The following is a 20241-nucleotide window of genomic DNA, read 5'->3' as shown; positions in this document are numbered from 1 at the left end:
ATTTATATTTCTGAAAAAGGTCATCGCTGGTTACTTCTATGTTATTCAAACATTTCGTAACCATAGGTACGCTCTATTTCTATTCTTTTGCTATATGCACCGGTAATATCAAACTGAACATTCAAGATATCTATACAGTTATCTATCCGAAATCCTTGGTTTCCTTCGGTCTTTCTAATATTCATCTCAATAATGTCCATTAATCTCTTTGTCTTTTTATCTTTGTTTTCCATAAAAACCAGCATGTTCAGATAGTCTTCATAACTAAGTCCGGTACCTCCTCCGTTCTTTAGATGATCTCTGAATTCAAGCATATTTTCGATTGAAAGATTCCAACTATCTACAGTTTTAATAATGGGGACCTTTCCACCACTAAGTAGTATCCTGAGATCTGATATTGTTTCAGCAAATGTCCAGGCAAAGATTATTGACATCTTAATAACTTCCTCTAGCTCCGGAAGAGTAAGAAGTACTGATGCAGTGAGCGCAAGCGCCTGGGCCTCTGCCATTTTTGCTTCATCTGTCATTATGTATGCAAAATTCGCTGCCTCCTTCCAAAGAAACAGTTTTTCCACAACCTTCTCCAGATTGGCATAGTCATTGTCTTTTCCTGCATAAATATACTCAAGCTCGTATTTAAGCTTCGAATCATCATTCTCATTTCCGTATGAGCCGCATTTTTCATGCAAATATTTTTCAAACAGTAACGTTGGACCGATTCCAGTGTCTTCACTCTCATCCAACCCTGTTCCTATATTTAATTGACGTTTTGACGCACAACCTGATAAATCCACTGCTGCTGATGAAATACTATCCAGATCAGGCGCCGCAAGTGGAAGTATTCCTATACTTTTCTGTGCCGTTACCTGGCCTGCCGGATTGTCCGCATAATATGTTTCATTTTCACCATCTCCATCTGTATCAGCTAAGTGTGGCTTCGAAATCTCGTTTTCATTATTACTTGCGTCCTTTTCCACGTTAGACTCATCAAAACCTGATTTTTTCAGCTCCTCCACATTGTCCTGAATGCTTCCTAATGCAGCCTCTACAGGATCAGCTTCCATATACTTAAGTATTTGTCTTCGTAAAACCGAGCCTTTGCCGTCTGAAGCAAAAGAATATCCTGTAATGCCTACCTCATTTAACCTGGCAGGCATTAGTGTGGTACTTCCTGTCACTTTTCCGATTGTTGTCGTTTCAAAATTCTTAGAAAAATACTCTTCAAGGTGTTCTCTTGTTTTTATTACAGACCCTGTATTTGTCCCATAAGCTGTATCTATAAAGAGCAATCCATACTTGTCAAAAAGCTCTCTGTTATACTCTCCGAGTACCGAGTTCATAGCTATATCTACGGCCAGCTCTGATTTCATCTTGACTGCACCGATTCTTGCACCCTGAAAGAGCGCAAGAATAAGTGACAGAATAACAGTCAGTACGAGTGACAAATACACGGTCATATAGGCATCAGCCTGTAACTTTTGCTGCATCACTGTTAATTGTTTTAAAGATTTCGGTGACAAGTCCGTCTATCTCCTTTTTGAAAACTATGACAAGGCCAATCAAAACAACGATGATAAGTATGATTTCAACCGTTCCCATTCCTGATTCGTCATCCATAAGTTCCTTCAACTTTTTTCCGGCACAAAATGCCAGATCTCTGGTTCGTGCAACCGCGATGGATGCACTTTTTAACATTAGTTTCTTCATTTTTCCTCCTTATAATGATTTATATAAGTAACACCCTTTGGGTGATTACCTTCTTCTAAAATGAGAGATATGCAGGTACCATGATCACAACCATGACTATAAGTAGCATCATTATCATGGGTACAAGTAGTTTTGTTCCCGCTTCTTCACCAAGCTTTCTTGCATATGACATTCGCTCTAAGGTTGCTTTGTCTGATTCCTCCCGAAGGAGTTTTAGCATTTCAGAATTTCCTTTTTTAAGATTCTGCGCAAGCAATGTCACAAGTCTTGCATATTGTTGGCAGCCGCATCGTATCCCAAGGTGCTCATATACATTAAGCTCTGGTACTCCGCTCTCAAGTTCTCTGCAGCTTTTTGTGATTTCCTCATATAAAAAACTGCTTTTTCCGCCTTCCTTCAGCTGTATTTTGTATTCTCCTGAAAACCTCATTAAGATGGCTCTTACCGACATTCCGCTACCCATGTACAAAACAAGTCTGGATACAAATGCCGGGTATTCCAGTATTAGCCCTCTTCTTCTGTCTTCAACTTTTTTATTTAAGTCTTTATCCCCAAGCGCAAATATGGAAATAGCCGCGATTATTGAAATGATCAAAATCACAATACTGTTGTCTTCGTACTTTTCCTGCCATAAAAGATTTATTCCATCCGTCTCGGAAGGCAGCAAAAATCTGTCCTTTGTTTTAGAATTCTCCTCAGCTTCAGTAATTCTTTTTGATATCTTCCGGTAAATAACTTCATCTTGTGTAAAATCCTTTGGAAGTACAGTTACCTCAAATACATGTTCCCACTCAAATTCTTTGTATTTGATATTCGCAGTCAGCATGACCTTATCCTCTTTAAAGGAAATATCATCATTTTCTGTTTTTCCATCGGACTTAAGCACATCAATGTTGTCTGACTTCCACGATATTTCAAATGGATATCCTTTGACCTTATCCGGTAAATACAGGTTTTCCTTAACATGCTTTAAATCTGTGTTTTCTCCGCAAATAGTAGTGGACAGACTATCCAGCAACTGTTTATACAGCCTTTGGGCTTCTTCCTTTGTATATTCGATCTCACTTATGTTTAATAAAAAGTCGCCAAGATTTTCACCATCTTCAGAAGATGCACGCAGTCTGATCTGCTTTTCACCCTGATCATATCCACCTCTTAGTATTTCACCCTGATTGTTCATGCCGGGATCTCGGCCTGCAGAATATCCGGCAAGTATTGCTAAAAGCGAGCCCATAAATATCACAACCAGCATTGTGCTTATCTTTTTTATGTAATATATCGAAACGGCATTATTTATATCTTCCTCTGGATTAAGCCTTATCAAATTATCTTTGACATGCCTTCTGGATGGTGATTTTAAGAAAAATCTATTTTTCTTTAAGAATCTTTTGTATAGATATGAAGCAGTTTTTCTGAACATTTTTTCTATTCCCGAAGGCTTTTCATTTCCATCCTCCGGTATATCTTCATCTGCCGACAAAAACATCAGTAGCATTATGTATAGCGGAATTACCATATACATTACATATAAATATTTCATATTGATTCCTCTTTTATATTTCTATGTCGATTATCTTTTGCATGATAATATAGGCAGCGACATATACAATAAAACACATTGTCATTATTGTTATACCGACTACATTTCCATACAAAGGCTCAAAGAATCCGGGATTAGTTATTCCCACATATGTCATAATTCCAAATGGTACTGCCTCCATGATCTGTGCCTCCATTCGTTTTGCTGCAATAAGTACATCTATTTCATTTTCAACTTCCATTCTCTTTCCTATGACATCGATGCACCTCTCTATAGTGTCAGTCATGTTTCCACCGCTTCGTTTTGCCACGGCAAAAACTCCTGCAAATTCTTCAATATCCTTATTTTTACTTCTTTTTCCAAGTTCTCTTATCATGGCTTCAATGGTCACATTGTTCCGGATACCCTGTTCAATTCTCAAAAGCTCTTTACATATAGCTGCTCCTTTTCCATATAATATACGCATGTCATGTATCGCTTCAGAAAAAGAATTTTCTATAGAATATCCTGCTTTTTGGGCAGCAAGAACGGACATCATGGCGTCCTTGAATTGAATTCCAAGATCATGATTATCTTTCTTCTGCTTCTTTTCTTTTTGAATTACAAACCATGGGATTGACAGTGGAAACATCAGAATCGATGCAATAAAGCTGCCATAGAAGAGCTTGCCGATAATAAAGAGAATAAGAATGTTTCTTGCAATCAGCGGAATATCAAATGCTGTAACATGCAGATCTAAGACCCGCTGCTTCCAGCTTTGATATATTTTCGAGTTCATTCTCGCACCTCCATTCTCCGATTATTTTTCCGGATTTGTCCGTATCTGTCTCATTAAATTTGTATAATGTACGTATTTCAATTTCGCCTGTCATTTCATTTATCCTTCCTGTCAGCTCACAAACTTCAAGGACCTTCCTTGATTTATCCCTAAGTCTTCCGAGCTGTACTATAATATCTATTCCCGAAGCTATCTGCCCTCTTACGGCTGATAGCGGTATATCCATTCCCATAAGGAACATGGTTTCAAGCCTTGATAACATGTCCTTTGCACTGTTTGCATGACCTGTTGACATTGATATGTGTCCTGTATTCATAGCCTGTAGCATATCAACACACTCGTCACCTCTTACCTCACCAACCACTATTCTGTCAGGCCTCATTCTTAGTGATGATTTGATCAGGTCTCTTATGGATATTTCCTTACAGCCTTCAACATTTGCATTTCTTGTCTCCATCCTGACAATGTTTGGGACATGCCTTATCTGCAATTCAGCGTTATCCTCTATGGTAATCACTCTTTCATCAGCAGGAATACTGTCCGATAAAGCATTTAAAAAAGTGGTTTTTCCGGATCCGGTTCCTCCGGATATAAAAATGTTGTACCCGGCCTTAACAAGTGTCTGCAAAAAGCAAGCCAGATGCTCCTCAATTGAACCTATACTAATCAGTTTATCTATAGTTATAGGATTGTCGGGAAATCTTCTGATAGTCAGAATAGGTCCGTTTAGCGCAACAGGTGCAAGTACGACATTTACACGCGATCCATTTTCCAATCTTGCATCAACTATCGGCGATGCTTCATTGACTACTCTGTTACACTTACTTACAATCTGCTGAATTACATCCTCAAGCTTTGCTGAAGACTCAAATCTCATTTCGTGTCTGAATAGTCTTCCATTCTTTTCAACAAATATATGATCTGTCCCGTTTACCATTATTTCCGTAACCTCCGGGTCATCCACCAACAGCTGCAGAACATCGAGCTTTCTTATAGAATAGAACAGTTCCTTGCGAAGTTTTACTTTTTCTTCCAGGGACATACTTTCATTTTTACACCCTTCTAGTATTCCTCTATCTATTCTCTCAAGCATTTCTTCATCATCCACATCCTTGGTAAAATCCATGCCATCAAGAATTCTCTCTCGTATTTCTATTTTCAGATCTTCATGTTTCAAAGCTCAGGTCCCCCAATTCTGCTGACCCTATGAAGTTTATTCATATCAAAATTGTCATCTCTTTTTAGTTCATTCAAGAAAAGTTCTGTTCTCAAGTGTGCATCATAATCATCTTCCAAAAGCATAAATAAATCATCGCAGAGATTGATAATTTCAAATAAATCACAAACTCCTTCTGATATATCAATGACCAGATTGTCATAATCTCCTGTAGCGTCTATTTGCTCTATCAGCCTTCCATATTCTTTAGCAGTAATCATTCTACTCTGACATATAGAATTTGAAGCCGGCACAAAGGACATTCCATCATCATGCTTAACTATTCTTTTTAGATATATCCCAAACTTTTCCTCTGAGCATTCTGCGAAATACATAAGATCGATGATATTTTCCTCGTATGTCTCATTTCTGATAATCTTATGAATACATAAAGGATCCGTGTTAAGATATAAAGTTCTTTCTTTTGATGACAGATTTTTTGTATAAGCTATTGCTCCCTTAGTCTGATCACTATTACGTGTAGGTGTGTAGAAGCCTGTCACCTTCATTCGCTTTCCTTTATCTGTACGTTTTCCCTTAACAACAATACCCGGAATATCAAGACACATACTTAAAATGTTATCCGTGATTCTCTCACTTTTTTGATATTTATCCGTATATCTGATATCAGCTTCCTTATTTCCATAATCTGCCTCTTCTTCCTCTAAGGATCTTTCCTTTTCGCGAAGAACGAGTATATGCTCAAATCCGAGGAGGTTCGTACTCTCAAATATAGCTTGTGAAATTAGTAGTAATATATTTTTACCTTTTTCTTTGAAGCTTTGAAGCCTTTCTACTTCTGTTATCCCATATATTTCAAAAGGTATACTCAAATTTGCTCTAATGTAGCTATCAAGTTTTTTGCAGTAGTTTTTATCGTTATCACATATTATCAAAATGTTGCTCATTATCCTTTTTCCTCATATTCACATACAGTTCAATGCGTTATTTCCTGTAAGAAGCAATATACTGACAAACATTGGCAGTGCAAAGTGTATTGTCTGATGTATATTCCTTTTTGCTATTATCTTTATAATTCCCATTAGCGCTCCGATTATAAAAGCCATTATTATGCATCCTATATGTTCGCCAATCGGAAGAAATAATGACATAACCATAAATAGTTTCAAATCTCCTCCCCCGATTCCTTTGATCATATAAACCGGCAGCAGTATTGCCAGGGTTATCATCGCCTTAATCATCAATTCTTTGACAGATTCGTTTTTATTCCCATTAGCTAAGTTAAGAACAAGTCCTGTCAGACTGCCAAATATCAGCCAGGTGTTAAAAATTTTATTTTTCAATATATCTGTAATTGCTGAACCTGCGGTCAGGCAATATAAGAATGTAATGGACATATGTTTTTCCTTTCATAGAGATGTGGCAATATGCCGGCGTTATCTTGCGAACGCAAAAGAGAGCGTAACAGGGATCAGCGACTGCTGCCGCCGGCATATCAAAGATACTCTGTATAGTTGCGCTCCATTCCTGAGCGACGGTGACGATAATAGCAAAAGACTTTTGAATGTACAAGCCCACTATATGCCATGTTTTTTTGTTTCGAATTTTTTCTTAAGACTTTCTTAGTTTTCTATATCCGCTCACAAAAATAGCCGAACCGGTCACATAAAAATGAACCGATTCGGCAGTTTTATTAATATAAGAAGAAAAAATTTTTAATTTTTAATTATTAAGTTTTTATTAAATTTTTATACCATATATCCTCTGGATCGTATATTACCTGTAATGCTCTCTTCTAACCTGCCCTTCCCATATGTCAGTCCTGCATATACTTTAGGTACATTTAACATAAGTGCTCCATCATTATTTAACTTTTCAAGTTGCAGATAAGCCGCATGCAGAGCCTTAAATGTAGATTTCACATGAGCCAGTTCATCTGTACTACTCTTTGCAGTTGCTATAAGAAGCTGCCTTTTCTCAAACAGATATAATGACAAAAGATTTTTGGCCAGTTCATACTCTAAATTAAGCGAATGTATAAGCTCATCAATGCAGTTCATTGCTCTTGATAAACCTTCGGAAAAGCCCTTTTTACCGGTATTCTCGAGTTCTTTTTCAGCTTCATCAATATAATCAAGAACCATCTCATACAGTATGGTTATCATCTGCGTCTTGTTTGCCATAGTAATTCGACGTGTATACGCTTGAATCTTATCCTGCGTCATATATGTATCCCTCATTCCTGTTTAAACAAATTGTACCCACCAATAGCATTACTGAAGTAGCTGCAAAACCTGCTGAGGTCTTTCATTAGCCTGTGCAAGCATGCTGGTTCCTGCCTGAGATAGTACCTGCTGAGTTGAATAAACAGTCATTTCTTCAGCCATATCGACGTCCATAATTCTAGAGTAAGCTGCCGTCATATTTTCATTGGTTATACTTAAGTTACTTACTGTATGATCAAGCCTGTTCTGATAAGCACCTAGTCTGCTTCGAATGTCGGAAATTTTCTGTAAGGCATTTCCTATATCTTCTATCGCCTGGTCCGCACCGGTATGCGGTGCGATTTTAATCCTCTTATCAGCAGCTTTTTCGACTCTTTCAAGTATATCTGTATAATTTTGCTCCTCTGCTGCTATATACTCGTTATATCTATCATTTATTGAGGTAAGCTGATCGTTTTCCCAAGCATCAACCCCTGCTATTGTATTCGGCAGAGTAGGATCTAACATACCCGGCGCACCATTAATAATATCTCTTTGTCTCTGAGCTCTGGTCTTTACAGTAGTTTCCTCTGCTTCCTTTTTGGTATTCAGTTCCTTGATATTTTCATTACTTTTTCTTCTGGCCTCTGCAATAGTTCTTGCTTCTTCAACATTTATAAAGTAATGATCTACACCATCAAGTCCTATAGTGTAGTCGATTCGTTCTTCCGCATTGTTATAATACGTGGTGCTGATTATTGCATCCTTCTCCGTGTATGTGAGGTATTCGTTATTATTTATGTAATTTACCGCATCTATCAGATCATCTTTATAGGTTCTGCTTACGTCTGTATATTCAATTCCAAGATTAGTAAGAGTAACCTTAGGGATCCTTATATCAAGTGTCTGGCCCTCGTTTGCGCCAACCTGCATAGTCATGGCCCCTTTTCGTGTAAGTTCCATGTCTATTCTTTCGCCTTCAAGATTCTTATTTGCTTTTATCTCTATCTCTTTACCATCTCTTGTTGCTATCTTGATAAGATCACCATCCACAGATACATTGGCTTCGAACATATAATTAACTTCTTTTTCTCTGCCCTGTGCCATCGTAATTCTAGTAACATTTATTTTTACAGTGTCTGCCTTATATCCGCTCTCGTCTAAAAGTGTTACCTTACCGGATGCTTCGTCATATTCACAGTAAAGCCCTTCAATATAGTACTTACCTCCATCTATGAAATCGCTATAGCTATTTATTGTGATGTCCGGCTCTGTTTCATCATCTATTGTCGCATATCCTCTAAAGTCAAAGGATCCGTCTAACAAAGTCTGTCCGTTAAACTGTGTAGCCTCTGATATTCTTGAAATTTCATCCTTGAGCTGTGCTATTTCACTCTGGATAATACCAAGATCCGTCTCACTGTTCGTTCCGTTTGCAGCCTGAATTGCGAGCTCACTCATTCTCTGCAAGATGTCATGAACTTCGTTGAGTGTTCCGTCAGCAGTCTGAATTACTGAAATTGCATCTCCTGAATTGCCCTTAGCAACACCCAGGCTTTTTATCTGGGCATTCATTCTTCTGGATATTGCAAGTCCTGAAGGGTTGTCCTTCGCATTTGCAATTTTCAGGCCGCTTGATAGTCTTTCAATTGATTCCGCAAGCTTGTTGTCATTAGCAACAAGTGAATTATTCGCTATCATTGCTGAAATATTATAGTTTACCTGCATGATGACCTCCGATCCTTTTTATGCCGATATTGATTGTACAAAAATCTCTGCCATCCTTAGCAATGTGCGATTTTCGAAATCTCCGTTTTCCGTTCCTGCTACCGCTGATCCAGCCTCCTGCCTGCGGTAGAAGATACCTATATCTTTACTGTTTACTTCCAGTGTTGGCTCACTTTCTTTTATCCCGTTTATAAAATTTTTCTTTACCTGTTGCATATAATCAGACAAATCACCGGAATTTGGATAAGTCGCAGCAAAGGCTCCTTTTACTACTCCATCATCTATTGCCATCGCCATAGATATATGTCCGTAGTACTCTGTCTCAAGTTCTGCTTCTACTTTTTTGCCCTCTTTCTGATTCTCTCTTAAAGTTACGTGCATAGATACTACTCTTCCATCCACTTCTACCGGAATTTCAAAGCTATTTTGTCTTGCCAGATTCGAAGCTACAGAGAGCTGTTTTTGCATGAGATGAATTGATCTGACATCTATGTATGTATCTGCCTCATAGTTCAGCATTTCCTCGAGCTGTAATGAAAGCTCAGAAAGTTTTTCCTCATATGCGCTTTCATAATCCTCTTCTTCAATTAAGTCCTCCAGCATTTTCTGCCTGGTTTCTTTAAAAGCTATGCCAGCCATTTTTTCAGCATAATCCCAAATTGATCCCACACGACCTTTTCTTCCGGCCTTCAGATTCAAATATGCCTGAACATTCTCTACATTTGCTTCAATTCCAAGTCTTAAAAGCTCTTCCGTTGCTGTTCCGGAAATATTAGAAGTTGCTATTCTTCTGACATTCTCAGCCCTCTCATTATTATAATTTCTTTCTGTCTTATTACCTTCTTCCGATTCCTCTGCTTCTTCCAGTTTATCTGCCAACTGATCCAAAAGCATATCCTCGTTAGCCTTAGCATCATGTAGTTTTTCAGGCTCAAGATTGTTATATACTATATCTGCTTTTTCACTATAATAGGCAAATGCTGTCTCTATCTGTAATGATATGGAATTTGATTCAGACCTTGTCCTTTCTATTCCTCCAAAATCATCATCTATCCTGTAATTCATTCCCTTTTTGCCTGCTTTTGCTGTTCTTGTTGCAAGAAGAAGATTTTCTATTGTCATCTCGGCTCCCATGTCAAGAACTGAGCCTATTGCTGCATTATCTGTCATCTTCAATGTATGGAAAAGCCTGTAAATACCTATATACGATTCTCTTTCCTCAGGTGTTATTTCGGCATTCTTTTCAAGTTTATAAAGGAACTTCGAATACTTTTCTTCCCTCTTGGATGAATCCTTATCCTGTCTGGACAGTTCACTTCCAAGTTCCTCCAATGTCATTTTAAGTGGATTATGCCCGTCGCGTATCATGCTAAGAACTGCACCCGGCTTAAGCTTATTAACAACATTAATGAGCTTCTCATCTGCAGTTCTGACACGCTCTATGTTCTCCTCCGATATTTCCATTCGGTTATATCCAAGTATTCTTGCAGCTCTTCTGTTTTGTTCGTTTACTTCTGCTCCTGCATTTTTTATAAGCTCATCCAGATTTCTGAATGCCTTCTTTATATTATCCCCAAGGTCCTTTCTAACCTCAGTTCCAACTGATTCATAGGTATATCCGGCTTTCTCATATTTCTGCTTAAGATTGTTTCCAGCTTCATAGATATTATCAAAATCCGTATCATTAACATTGTTAAGTCTTCCAATAAAGGCTGCCGGAAATGTTTTTATCTCGGAAACTTTTCTGGAGGTCTCTTCAAAGAGCATGTATTTTTCAGGATTAACTTCATTAAATAAGCTCTTACTAAGATTATCTATTTCATTTTTTAATGCCTCTATCACATCACTTATGGGCTTTATCTCAAGATCAAAGCCCTTATCTATAAGGCGAAGATTTGCAGACACTGTCATTGATAGTCTGACTTCTTCGAGTTGCTTTCTTGCTATAAGTATCTGTCTGTTTTTTTCAACATTCTTTGAACCGGTTATAGCTGCATCAGGTGTGGTGTCAGACTCCATAATATCCGGGACAGGCGTCTTTTTCTCTTTTTCACCTGCTAAAGCATCAATTTCTTTTTGAGCTTTATCCAAGTTTTCAATATTTATTTCCTTAGATTCTTCTATTACTCTGTCAATGGACTTATAGCTTAATTGCTCAACCTTATTTGCAATATCTATTGCTTTTTCAAGATTATTTTCGTTAAGATTTGTGATTCCCGACACTCCGGAATTTTTATTTGAAATCGAAGTAACAGCCGAGTTAACAATGTCCTGAACTTTCATAGGAAAAGATAATCCCTTTAGTTCCATTACTTTCTTAAAATTCTCAACTGTAAAAGGAATTGCATCCTCTATCATCCACTTTGCATTTTCCATTGCAGTTTTATCTGCAGGATCAAAATCAGCCTCTTTTATTATTTTTTCCGCCTGATCCTTTAATGATTCCCAGTTAAGGCTTTCTGCCTTTGGCGCATAATAGCCGTCTGTTTCCAAAGCAATAAAGCTCCCGCCACTTCTGTCTTGTCCGTTTGTAGCATGCTCAGCTATGTAAATATTGTCCATAGTAGGCTGCAGCTTATTAAGCGTCATGTATTTGACCGCACCGTCACTAATGTCAGTAATCTCTGACATTTGCCTAACGGCTGTCATTACTTCTTCAACATTTTCATCTGTTACCGGGATATCGTTTTCATGAAGCGAAGTAATAATATCATTGGCAATCCCTACACTTCCAGTTATGGAAGAGAGCTTGTCCATAGAAATCTCATCCGTATATCCTATTATCTTAGTGCCGGACATAGCGAGAGTTGCCTTTATTTTATCCAATATGGTAACTGTTTCCTCAGGATTCATCTCAGAAAAGTCGAAACCATCAGCTGCTGCCTTTGCAAAATCCTCTGTAGACATATTATTAGCCATAATGGACATATAATTATGACGCAAAGCTGCATCAGTATTCTTTGCCTGTGCCATAATATCGTTTTTCGTTTTTCCACCGTTCTGATAAGCCTCATTATTAAGCCCTTCCATAAATGTTGCTGAGAGCTGACTATTTAGGCTTATACCTTTATTCCCGGTATAATTATGTACTTGTACTGCATCCATGCCCTTTCTTGTTGTTTCAACATCGGATTCCCTTCCGTTTATTGCCTGAAAGTTCATGACCATATGTATCTCCGAATATCATAAAAAGTAAAAAATAAAGGTGACAAACATTAGTTATGTTTATCACCTTTTATTTCGGTTATTTTTTTATAAATCTTTATGTCGGTTTATTTTGTCTTTTTAGCTGATGCTTTCTTATGCGGCTTTATTGCTGATTTTTTATTAACATTCTTAGTTGTATCTTCGGCTGTTTCTTCCTTTTTAACTTCAGCCTTTGCTGACGGATTCTGGAATACAAAAACTTCAGCTCCATACGGAGGAAGAGTCATTGTAATACTGTAATCCTTATAATCGCACAATCCCGGTTCAGCCTTTATACTATCCGGAATGCCTGTTCCGCATCCGGCATATTTCTTATCAGCGCTGTCAAGTATATGCTTGTATGTCCCTGCAAACGGAACGCCAACCTTATAGTTCTGAACTTCCATAGGTGTAAAGTTAATCACAAATAGTATATTATCTTTTCCGTTAGCTGCTCTTCTGTAGAAACTATAAATGCTGTGATCTGAGTCGTCTGCGTTTATCCACTCAAATCCACCCCAGTCATTATCTACTTCATATAGAGCAGGATATTTTCTGTAAATCTGAAGTAGATCACGAACATAGTCCTTAAGTCCTCTGTTTAAATCTTCCTGAAGAAGATACCAGTCAAGCTCTCTTTTTTCACTCCACTCTCTTTCCTGACCAAAATCCTGTCCCATAAAGAGAAGTTTCTTTCCGCTATGCCCAAACATAAAGGTATATCCTGCACGGAGGTTTGCATATTTATCAACCTTGTACCCTGGCATTTTCTCAACCATTGAGCACTTAAGATGCACAACCTCATCATGTGACAAAGGAAGTATATAGTTCTCCGCATTGTTGTAGCTCATGGCAAAGGTCATCATGTGATGAGCACCTTTTCTGAAATATGGGTCAAGCTTCATGTATTCACAAAAATCATGCATCCATCCCATATTCCATTTAAAGCTAAAGTTCAAGCCATCATCTTCTACCGGCGCTGTTATCTTAGGCCATGCAGTAGATTCCTCAGCTATCATCATGACATCCGGATATGTTCCTCTGATTACACTGTTAAGATGCTTGAAAAATTCTATGGCTTCGTAGTTCTTATTGCCGCCATCCTTGTTAGGAACCCACTGACCGTCTCTCTTTCCATAGTCCAGATAAAGCATGGAAGCAACGGCATCAACTCTGAGACCATCAATATGGAATTCCTTAATCCAGAAAAGCGCATTGGCTATAAGAAAGTTCTTAACTTCATTCTTTGCAAGATTAAATATCTTGGTTCCCCAATCGGGATGCTCGCCTTTTCTTGGATCGGGATCTTCATAAATGCATGTTCCGTCAAAGCATCCGAGTCCGAATTCATCAGGACAGAAATGTGCGGGAACCCAGTCAAGTATTACTCCTATGTTATTCTTATGGAGCTGATTTATAAGATACATGAAATCCGTAGGTTCTCCATAGCGTGAAGTTGGAGCATAATAACCTGTCACCTGATATCCCCATGATCCATCAAAAGGGTGCTCAGCTATACCTATTAACTCAATGTGAGTGTATTTCATTTCCTTCAGGTATTCCACAATTCTGTCTGCAAATTCTCTATAGCTGTAAAATCCATCCTCTGTTCCATCAGGATGTTTCATCCACGATCCGATGTGACACTCATATATAGCAATAGGCTGCTTATTTAAGTCTTTACCCTTTTTATTCTCATACCACTTGCTGTCACTCCACTTGAATCTTGAAAGATCTGTGGTTCTGGAAGCATTGCCGGGTCTTAATTCCGCATAATTTGCATATGGATCTGCTTTATAAAGTTTTCTTCCATCCTGTGTATATATAAGATATTTGTACAGTTCTCCTGTTCCTACACCGGGAATAAAAAGCTTATATATCCCCATATTTCCGATTCTCTCCATTGGATACATGTCCTCATCCCAACCATTGAAAGAACCGATTACATGAACTGCAGCCGCATTAGGCGCCCAGACAGCAAAAAACATACCCTTTACGCCATTTTCCTCAGAAACATGTGCTCCTAATTTTTTATAAATGTCATAATGAGTGCCCTGTCCGAACAAGTACTCATCCGCGTCTGAAATAAAAACTGTCTGACCCATATATTATCCCCTTTTAGAAAAAATTTTGAAAGTATTCTTATTATAGCATAGATTCTTGAACGCTTTTTCATCTTAGCGTTCAAGAAGTCATAGGTTTTTGTTTTCCATTTTACATTTGATAATTCACTTTTTTAAATCAGTGAAGAAAGTCTTTCTCACGAAGAATAATCATATCCTCATTATCAAATCTTTTCCTCAAAAGTACATCAAAATAATGTCCGATTGAATGTTTGTCAGCGTAGTATATTGCATCGTCAACCATTTCCTTGACCTCAGATACAGTAACCTCGTGATCCAAAGTCTGTCTCTCGGAAATCTTCTGATGAAGCGCAAGTATTCCCAAATTATCTATAACATGTTCCTTTTCAAGAGCATATTGCTCCGCATAAGCAACAAGCGAATCATCATCAAGTGCCTCTATATCTACGCGAACATTAAAGCATTTATTAAGATCGGGATATTTATCGAGCAACCTGTCTATATCATCCTTAGTATCCTCGATGACTACTATGTATCCCTTGTTTTCATTTTGAAGCTGTTTAAGGAGTGTCTTTACTGTATCCTCCTTAAGGTCTGCAGCTCTTCGGATGATCAAAGCTCCGTTAACTATCTTATCAAGAATGGAGCTTACAGAGCTCTTATTAAGCTTCATGGCGGTAATCATTGCAACTTTTCCTGAGAAATTGGAGTCTGTCGCCTGAACTGCCTTTATTAATCCCTTTGCAAGGTTGACTGTTCCTGCTCCCTCCTCTCCTGTAACGATGGCATTATTGGTATACGCAGCCATACTCAGATTATCAATAGCTCTGATTATCTGTTTTCTAGACTTCTTATAATGAATATAAGGTCCAAAAAGTCCCTTCTCTTCAGGAGTCATTACTCTGACTCTCTGCTCAAGACCGGCATCCTCAGTCTCATCCTCCAGGTCGGTTGCCTTATCATCTTTCTTTATTTCAGTTTGCTTTTCAGACTTATTGATTTCTTCTGTCTCTTTTTTTGCAGAAAGCTCTGCAATATCAACAGCTTCTTCTTTTTCCTCTATATCTTCTGACTCTACCGTTTCCGACTCTTTTATTTCATCAGACTCTTTATCTTCTTTGTCTTCCTCAGATTCCGGCTGCTCTTCTGTAGCAGATTCATTCATCTTTATTTCTTTTAAGCCTAAAGCTGTTGCTGCTTCGAGTCCTACTTCTTCTGATTTGATCTCAGTTGTTTCTCCAAGATCCATTTCCGCAGCAGACTTATCATTATCTTCCTCTTCTACAGGAGCTTCTTCCTCTGTCTTTGCTTCTTCCAAATCTTCTCCGGTAATCTGTACAAACGAAGTAGTATTCTGGAGATCGTCCACTGTTTTTATCTCTTTTGATCCTTCTGCGTCATTAGAAAGTTCCGTTTCTGACTCATTTGAAGCGGGTTCTTCCGTAATCTCATCAAAAGATTTTTCCTGTGTGTCTTTTTCTTTGGGCTTTTCATTATAAGCAGCTTCTAAGAGTGCGTCCTTAAGATTCTCATCAAAATCCTTGAACAATTCGCCTGTTTCAGAAGCCATCAGCTTTTTAACATTCTTAAGCTGTTTCTCCTGCTGGGTCTTCTTATAATTTTCCCAGTCATTCATAAACTCACTGATGCTTATCTGCCCGGTAATCTGACGTTCAACCTGCTTAGCATCATCTATTGCTATGCTAATCTGTCCGTCCTTTTCCTGTGAAAGCATTTTATCAAAATGACTATTTATCTGATATCTTACGTTAGGTCTTATGACTGCTCCGGGAACCTCATCCTGCAAAGGTTCATCCATGAAAACAACGCCCTTATACATAGTGTGGTCATTCATGGTGGATGCGGCAATATTTGCTGCAATCTCTTTGTCTTCTAATTCCTGTGATATAGGAGTTTTATCAGGCAAAGGAGCTTCCTCCCGACTTATTCCTGTTTCTTTTAAGGAATCAGATTTCCAAATTTTTGTTTCAAACAGATTATCTTCATTGTCTGCCGGAATATTATTGATTTGTGCATCATCTGCGTGAGTATTGTCAATCTGTGGTTCTTCAATCTTTGAATCTCCACTATGAGATTCTTCAATCCGGGATTCATCCATTGATGATTCTTCCTGAGGAATATCCTCCTTCTTATCCTCATAAAAAAGCTCCGACATAGAAGGCCCTGTTATGTCCTCGGTAGTGTCAAACATATCACCTGCATCAGTATTCTCTGTCTCGTCGCCCTCTTTTACAACCTGAGGTCCATGCGCATCTGCAAAAAGCGCTGCTTCAGGACTATTTGTAAGTACCTCCTTCAGATTCTCAGCTATCTCTTTTTGTAAATCAACTGTATTGTAAGTATCAACATTTATTGTAGGAACAAAGTACGAGTCAGGTGCTTCCTCCGGATATGTTTCCTGCATCGCAGGCTCCTGGACAGGAGCTTCATTAACATAAGCTTCATTCGCAGGATTTTCATAAATTGGAGCACCATATGTCATGCCTTGTGCGGCCTGCTCGTAATTGTTATCAGTCTGATAATTATTCTGTTCAGCAAGCTGTTCATCTGTAATTACCGGAAGCTCTCTTGTCGGTGCTTTTGTAGTGAGAGCTTCGTCTTTTCCCGGAACCTCATTCTCAGGCTCAGGAGCATACAGATTGCCACTTATCTCTGCCTTGTACTTTGCATAAACAGCCTTCTGTTCTGCAGAAAGCGGCTCATGAAGAGCCTTAAGTTCCAGGGCTTTTATGACATATCTGCCCTCTCTCATGTAAAGAAAGAGCTCATCGCATTCCTCTATACACTCTGTAGTAAGTCCCACTCTGTGATATAGGTAAGCCAGTTCATAAGCCCATTTCTCGTTATAATCATGTTTTTTATACTCTTCAAGCACAGCAATACGCTCTTCAAGACTGACATCCTGTGCCTCATAGAGCTTATACTGAAGAATATATCTTGCCGTGTTTCTGGGAGCTAATCTCACAAATTCTTTGTAATACTCTACCGCCTGTACAAATTCTCCCATGGCGATGGCAAGCTCACAAAGAGAGTATACTATTTCTCTGCGGGTAGGACTTCTGTCATAAGCCAGCAGCAAAATATCTCTACTCTCCTCCAATCTTCTGTTTACTTTATATAGATCACTGATGGCACAAAGCATACCGACACTCTTAACCCTCTTCCAGTCAATTGTGTCGGCTATTCTTACTGCTTCTGCAAAGCGCTGTGCTCTTATCAGCGATTTTATCTCTTCTGCCCGAATTTTATATTCTGTTTTATCCAAAATATTGTCCTCTAAAACTTTTTCATACTACATCTAGTGAAATTTTAGCATAGCAGTCTTTTTATGTCAAAATTGTGTCATTAAAATTCCGCATATTTTCGCGGTTTTTCTCTTATTTGTATCCATAATATGGCAAAATATAAATTTAGTTGATAAAATATCATAACAGAACACTTATAATAAGTAAAAATGGAGGCAAACATATGCCAACTCTAGGATGTGCTTCCGGCACCAAAGCTGTTATAGAAAAATATAACCTCAGCATTCAAAAAAAATTCGGGCAGAACTTTCTCATCGATGATTCAGTTTTGAACGGTACTGTTGAGGCTGCCGGAGTAACAAAAGAAGATACTGTTTTAGAAATCGGTCCCGGTATCGGAACAATGACTCAATATATTGCTGAAAGTGCCGGAAAAGTAATAGCAGTTGAAATTGATAAAATGCTTATTCCTATCCTTGCAGATACATTATCCGATTATGACAATGTCAAAGTTATTAATGAAGATATTCTTAAAGTAGATATTGAGAAAATTGTTAATGAAGAAAATGGTGGCAAGCCTATTAAGGTAGTTGCCAATCTTCCATATTACATAACTACGCCTATCCTGATGAGGCTTCTTGAAAGCGAACTGCCTATAGAGAGCATCACCGTTATGGTTCAAAAAGAGGTAGCAGACAGAATGGCAGAAAAGCCCGGTTCCAAGGACTATGGTGCTCTATCATTGGCTGTACAGTATTATACTGAGCCCACCATGGTTCAGGTTGTACCCCCTTCCTGTTTTATACCTCAGCCTGGTGTGGATTCTGCTGTTATCCATTTAAGATGTCACAAGAATCCCCCTGTTGAAGTTACAGATTCAAAATTCATGTTTTCTGTAATACGTGCTTCCTTCGCACAAAGAAGAAAGACCCTTTCAAATGGGGTTTCAAACGGTAATCTTGGATTATCCAGGCAACAGGTTGTAGATGCTCTTGAACAATTAGGTTTAAATCCTTCTATCAGGGGAGAAAAGCTTAGTCTTAGTGATTTTGCCAACCTTTCCAACATTTTATATGCATATTTGGACTAAATTCCAAAAAATACTTTTATGCAATTACATTGATCGGAGAAACTAATGATTTTTGAAACACATGCTCATTTTGATGATGAAGCATTTGACAATGACAGAGACGATTTACTCTCTTCCATGGTTTCAAGCGGCATAGGTACCATAGTCAATGCCACTTCAAGCAAACGAACCGTGGAAGCTTCAATAGAACTTACCAGGAAATACCCTTTTATTTACACTACCATTGGAGTTCATCCAAGTGATTGTGATGAAATGACTGAAGCTGAACTGAAATGGCTCGAGGAAATGTGTTCCTATGACAAAGCTGTAGCTGTCGGTGAGATTGGTCTTGATTATCATTATGACGAACCCTCAAAGGATATACAAAAAAAATGGTTTGAAGCACAAATAGAACTTGCAAGACGTGTGCATTTTCCGATGATCATACATTCCCGTGATGCTGCAAAAGACACTCTTGATATAATGAAAAGTTTAAATGCCGGGGACATCGGCGGAGATATTCATTGCTTTTCCTATTCTGTTGAAACGGCAAGAGAATACTTAAATATGGGCTTCTATATAGGAGTTGGTGGTGTTATAACCTTTAAGAATGGCAGAAAACTGCGCGAAGTTGTTGAATACGCACCAATAGAGCAAATCGTACTTGAAACAGATTCTCCATATCTTGCTCCTGAACCCTACAGAGGAAAACGTAATTCTTCTCTAAATCTCCCGCTTATAGCACAAAAGATAGCAGAAATTAAAAACATGTCTGCAGAAGATGTAATTTCTATTACAGAAAAAAATGCAAGGAAACTATACCATATGTAATAAAAGCTGCCATCAGGCAGCTTTTATTAATTATCATTTAATTCCGAAAGAACTATCTTTCCTTCATTTATCGTATCCTTTACATTAATGATTCTTTGGTTAGATGATCCTCTGAATTTTAGTGAAATATTTTTAAGATCTATAACGAATTCTCCATCGACAAGAACATCTATCATGGATAATATCTTTTCTGTATCCTCGCAATGGCATCTCTTATTATTTTTGTCAGTAAGCTCTTCCCATACATATCCTGAATAGATCCAAATAGTTTTATTTGGTAATTCTTCTCTAACTCTTTCTATAAACGGACGAAGACTCTTCTGGTTAACTATCTCCATAGGTTCTCCTCCGAGAATAGTAAGACCTGTTACATACGCGGGACGAAGGGATTCGATTATTTCATCTTCCACCTCTCTTGTGAAAGGTTTTCCAAAATCAAAATCCCATGTTTCTTCATTAAAGCACCCTTTGCAATGATGTGTACATCCTGACACAAAAAGAGATGTTCTTACACCTGTTCCGTTTGCTATATCTGTTTTTTTTATTTCTGCATAATTCATGGCTTTACGATTCCCTTCGGTTCCTATAAACACAGCAATGCGGTATATAAATTTTTTAAAAAGGAGCTACCTAAAAAGATAGCTCCTCCCCTATGTATATACCTTTTCAAT

Annotated in this window: 15 protein-coding genes; 2 read left to right on the top strand and 13 right to left on the bottom strand. The window is 38.1% G+C overall.

What is annotated here, in order from left to right:
- Positions 1 to 41 precede the first annotated feature (41 nt).
- The 12 genes from ACHCNF_RS10610 to ACHCNF_RS10555 form a co-directional block, all read right to left on the bottom strand.
- Positions 42 to 1520 (bottom strand): DUF5702 domain-containing protein, encoded by a 1479-nt coding sequence (locus tag ACHCNF_RS10610; protein WP_408069772.1) that lies wholly within the window; start codon positions 1518 to 1520, stop codon positions 42 to 44.
- Entirely contained in the window at positions 1465 to 1617 is a 153-nt protein-coding gene (locus ACHCNF_RS10605) for a Flp1 family type IVb pilin (protein ID WP_408072227.1), read from the bottom strand. Before ACHCNF_RS10605 ends, ACHCNF_RS10610 begins: the two co-directional genes overlap by 56 nt.
- Before the next feature lie 145 nt (positions 1618 to 1762).
- Positions 1763 to 3247, bottom strand: coding sequence for an immunoglobulin-like domain-containing protein (locus ACHCNF_RS10600; RefSeq protein WP_408069771.1), 1485 nt, complete (start codon positions 3245 to 3247; stop codon positions 1763 to 1765).
- Positions 3248 to 3260: 13 nt separating this feature from the next.
- Complete coding sequence (locus ACHCNF_RS10595) at positions 3261 to 4025, bottom strand: type II secretion system F family protein (protein ID WP_408069770.1); 765 nt, start codon at positions 4023 to 4025, stop codon at positions 3261 to 3263.
- Positions 3961 to 5202 (bottom strand): TadA family conjugal transfer-associated ATPase, encoded by a 1242-nt coding sequence (locus ACHCNF_RS10590; RefSeq protein WP_408069769.1) that lies wholly within the window; start codon positions 5200 to 5202, stop codon positions 3961 to 3963. The genes ACHCNF_RS10595 and ACHCNF_RS10590 overlap by 65 nt, the downstream gene beginning before the upstream one ends.
- Positions 5199 to 6149: a P-loop NTPase family protein gene (locus ACHCNF_RS10585; RefSeq protein WP_408069768.1), complete on the bottom strand. Its 951-nt coding sequence runs from the start codon at positions 6147 to 6149 to the stop codon at positions 5199 to 5201. Before ACHCNF_RS10585 ends, ACHCNF_RS10590 begins: the two co-directional genes overlap by 4 nt.
- 18 nt (positions 6150 to 6167) lie before the next feature.
- Entirely contained in the window at positions 6168 to 6599 is a 432-nt protein-coding gene (locus ACHCNF_RS10580; RefSeq protein ID WP_408069767.1) for a prepilin peptidase, read from the bottom strand.
- A 351-nt stretch (positions 6600 to 6950) separates the two neighbouring features.
- Complete coding sequence (fliS, locus tag ACHCNF_RS10575; RefSeq protein WP_408069766.1) at positions 6951 to 7427, bottom strand: flagellar export chaperone FliS; 477 nt, start codon at positions 7425 to 7427, stop codon at positions 6951 to 6953.
- A gap of 48 nt (positions 7428 to 7475) precedes the next feature.
- Positions 7476 to 9134, bottom strand: coding sequence for a flagellin N-terminal helical domain-containing protein (locus ACHCNF_RS10570; protein WP_408069765.1), 1659 nt, complete (start codon positions 9132 to 9134; stop codon positions 7476 to 7478).
- 18 nt (positions 9135 to 9152) lie between these two features.
- A complete protein-coding gene (locus ACHCNF_RS10565) occupies positions 9153 to 12302 on the bottom strand; it encodes a DUF6240 domain-containing protein (RefSeq protein ID WP_408069764.1) in 3150 nt (1049 codons plus the stop codon).
- A gap of 104 nt (positions 12303 to 12406) precedes the next feature.
- Entirely contained in the window at positions 12407 to 14425 is a 2019-nt protein-coding gene (gene glgB / locus ACHCNF_RS10560) for a 1,4-alpha-glucan branching protein GlgB (RefSeq protein ID WP_408069763.1), read from the bottom strand.
- A gap of 136 nt (positions 14426 to 14561) precedes the next feature.
- Positions 14562 to 17690 carry a tetratricopeptide repeat protein gene (locus ACHCNF_RS10555; protein ID WP_408069762.1) on the bottom strand — a complete coding sequence of 1043 codons (3129 nt, stop codon included), beginning with the start codon at positions 17688 to 17690 and terminating at the stop codon, positions 14562 to 14564.
- 203 nt (positions 17691 to 17893) lie between these two features.
- On the opposite strand from ACHCNF_RS10555, the gene rsmA reads away from it, so the two are divergent.
- On the top strand, positions 17894 to 18760 hold the full coding sequence (rsmA, locus tag ACHCNF_RS10550) for a 16S rRNA (adenine(1518)-N(6)/adenine(1519)-N(6))-dimethyltransferase RsmA (RefSeq protein WP_408069761.1): 867 nt from the start codon (positions 17894 to 17896) through the stop codon (positions 18758 to 18760).
- A 45-nt stretch (positions 18761 to 18805) separates the two neighbouring features.
- Entirely contained in the window at positions 18806 to 19570 is a 765-nt protein-coding gene (locus tag ACHCNF_RS10545; protein ID WP_408069760.1) for a TatD family hydrolase, read from the top strand.
- A 26-nt stretch (positions 19571 to 19596) separates the two neighbouring features.
- Here the strand turns inward: ACHCNF_RS10545 and nrdG are convergent, their stop codons facing one another.
- Positions 19597 to 20130: an anaerobic ribonucleoside-triphosphate reductase activating protein gene (nrdG, locus tag ACHCNF_RS10540; RefSeq protein ID WP_408069759.1), complete on the bottom strand. Its 534-nt coding sequence runs from the start codon at positions 20128 to 20130 to the stop codon at positions 19597 to 19599.
- Between the last annotated feature and the right edge of the window lie 111 nt (positions 20131 to 20241).

Origin of the sequence: Butyrivibrio sp. NATIVEDY162, assembly GCF_045999815.1 — a bacterium.
Taxonomy (GTDB): Bacteria; Bacillota; Clostridia; order Lachnospirales; family Lachnospiraceae; genus Butyrivibrio.
The sequence above is the reverse complement of the archived record's forward strand: the minus strand, read 5'-3'. Positions and strand labels throughout refer to the sequence as shown.

Excerpts from the sequence above, each read along its gene's own strand:
- nrdG (WP_408069759.1), bottom strand. The coding sequence starts at position 20,130 with ATGAATTATGCAGAAATAAAAAAAACAGATATAGCAAACGGAACAGGT.
- ACHCNF_RS10565 (WP_408069764.1), bottom strand. The coding sequence starts at position 12,302 with ATGGTCATGAACTTTCAGGCAATAAACGGAAGGGAATCCGATGTTGAA.
- ACHCNF_RS10580 (WP_408069767.1), bottom strand. The coding sequence starts at position 6,599 with ATGTCCATTACATTCTTATATTGCCTGACCGCAGGTTCAGCAATTACA.
- ACHCNF_RS10585 (WP_408069768.1), bottom strand. The coding sequence starts at position 6,149 with ATGAGCAACATTTTGATAATATGTGATAACGATAAAAACTACTGCAAA.
- ACHCNF_RS10570 (WP_408069765.1), bottom strand. The coding sequence starts at position 9,134 with ATGCAGGTAAACTATAATATTTCAGCAATGATAGCGAATAATTCACTT.
- ACHCNF_RS10595 (WP_408069770.1), bottom strand. The coding sequence starts at position 4,025 with ATGAACTCGAAAATATATCAAAGCTGGAAGCAGCGGGTCTTAGATCTG.
- ACHCNF_RS10600 (WP_408069771.1), bottom strand. The coding sequence starts at position 3,247 with ATGAAATATTTATATGTAATGTATATGGTAATTCCGCTATACATAATG.
- fliS (WP_408069766.1), bottom strand. The coding sequence starts at position 7,427 with ATGACGCAGGATAAGATTCAAGCGTATACACGTCGAATTACTATGGCA.
- ACHCNF_RS10545 (WP_408069760.1), top strand. The coding sequence starts at position 18,806 with ATGATTTTTGAAACACATGCTCATTTTGATGATGAAGCATTTGACAAT.
- rsmA (WP_408069761.1), top strand. The coding sequence starts at position 17,894 with ATGCCAACTCTAGGATGTGCTTCCGGCACCAAAGCTGTTATAGAAAAA.
- ACHCNF_RS10605 (WP_408072227.1), bottom strand. The coding sequence starts at position 1,617 with ATGGATGACGAATCAGGAATGGGAACGGTTGAAATCATACTTATCATC.
- glgB (WP_408069763.1), bottom strand. The coding sequence starts at position 14,425 with ATGGGTCAGACAGTTTTTATTTCAGACGCGGATGAGTACTTGTTCGGA.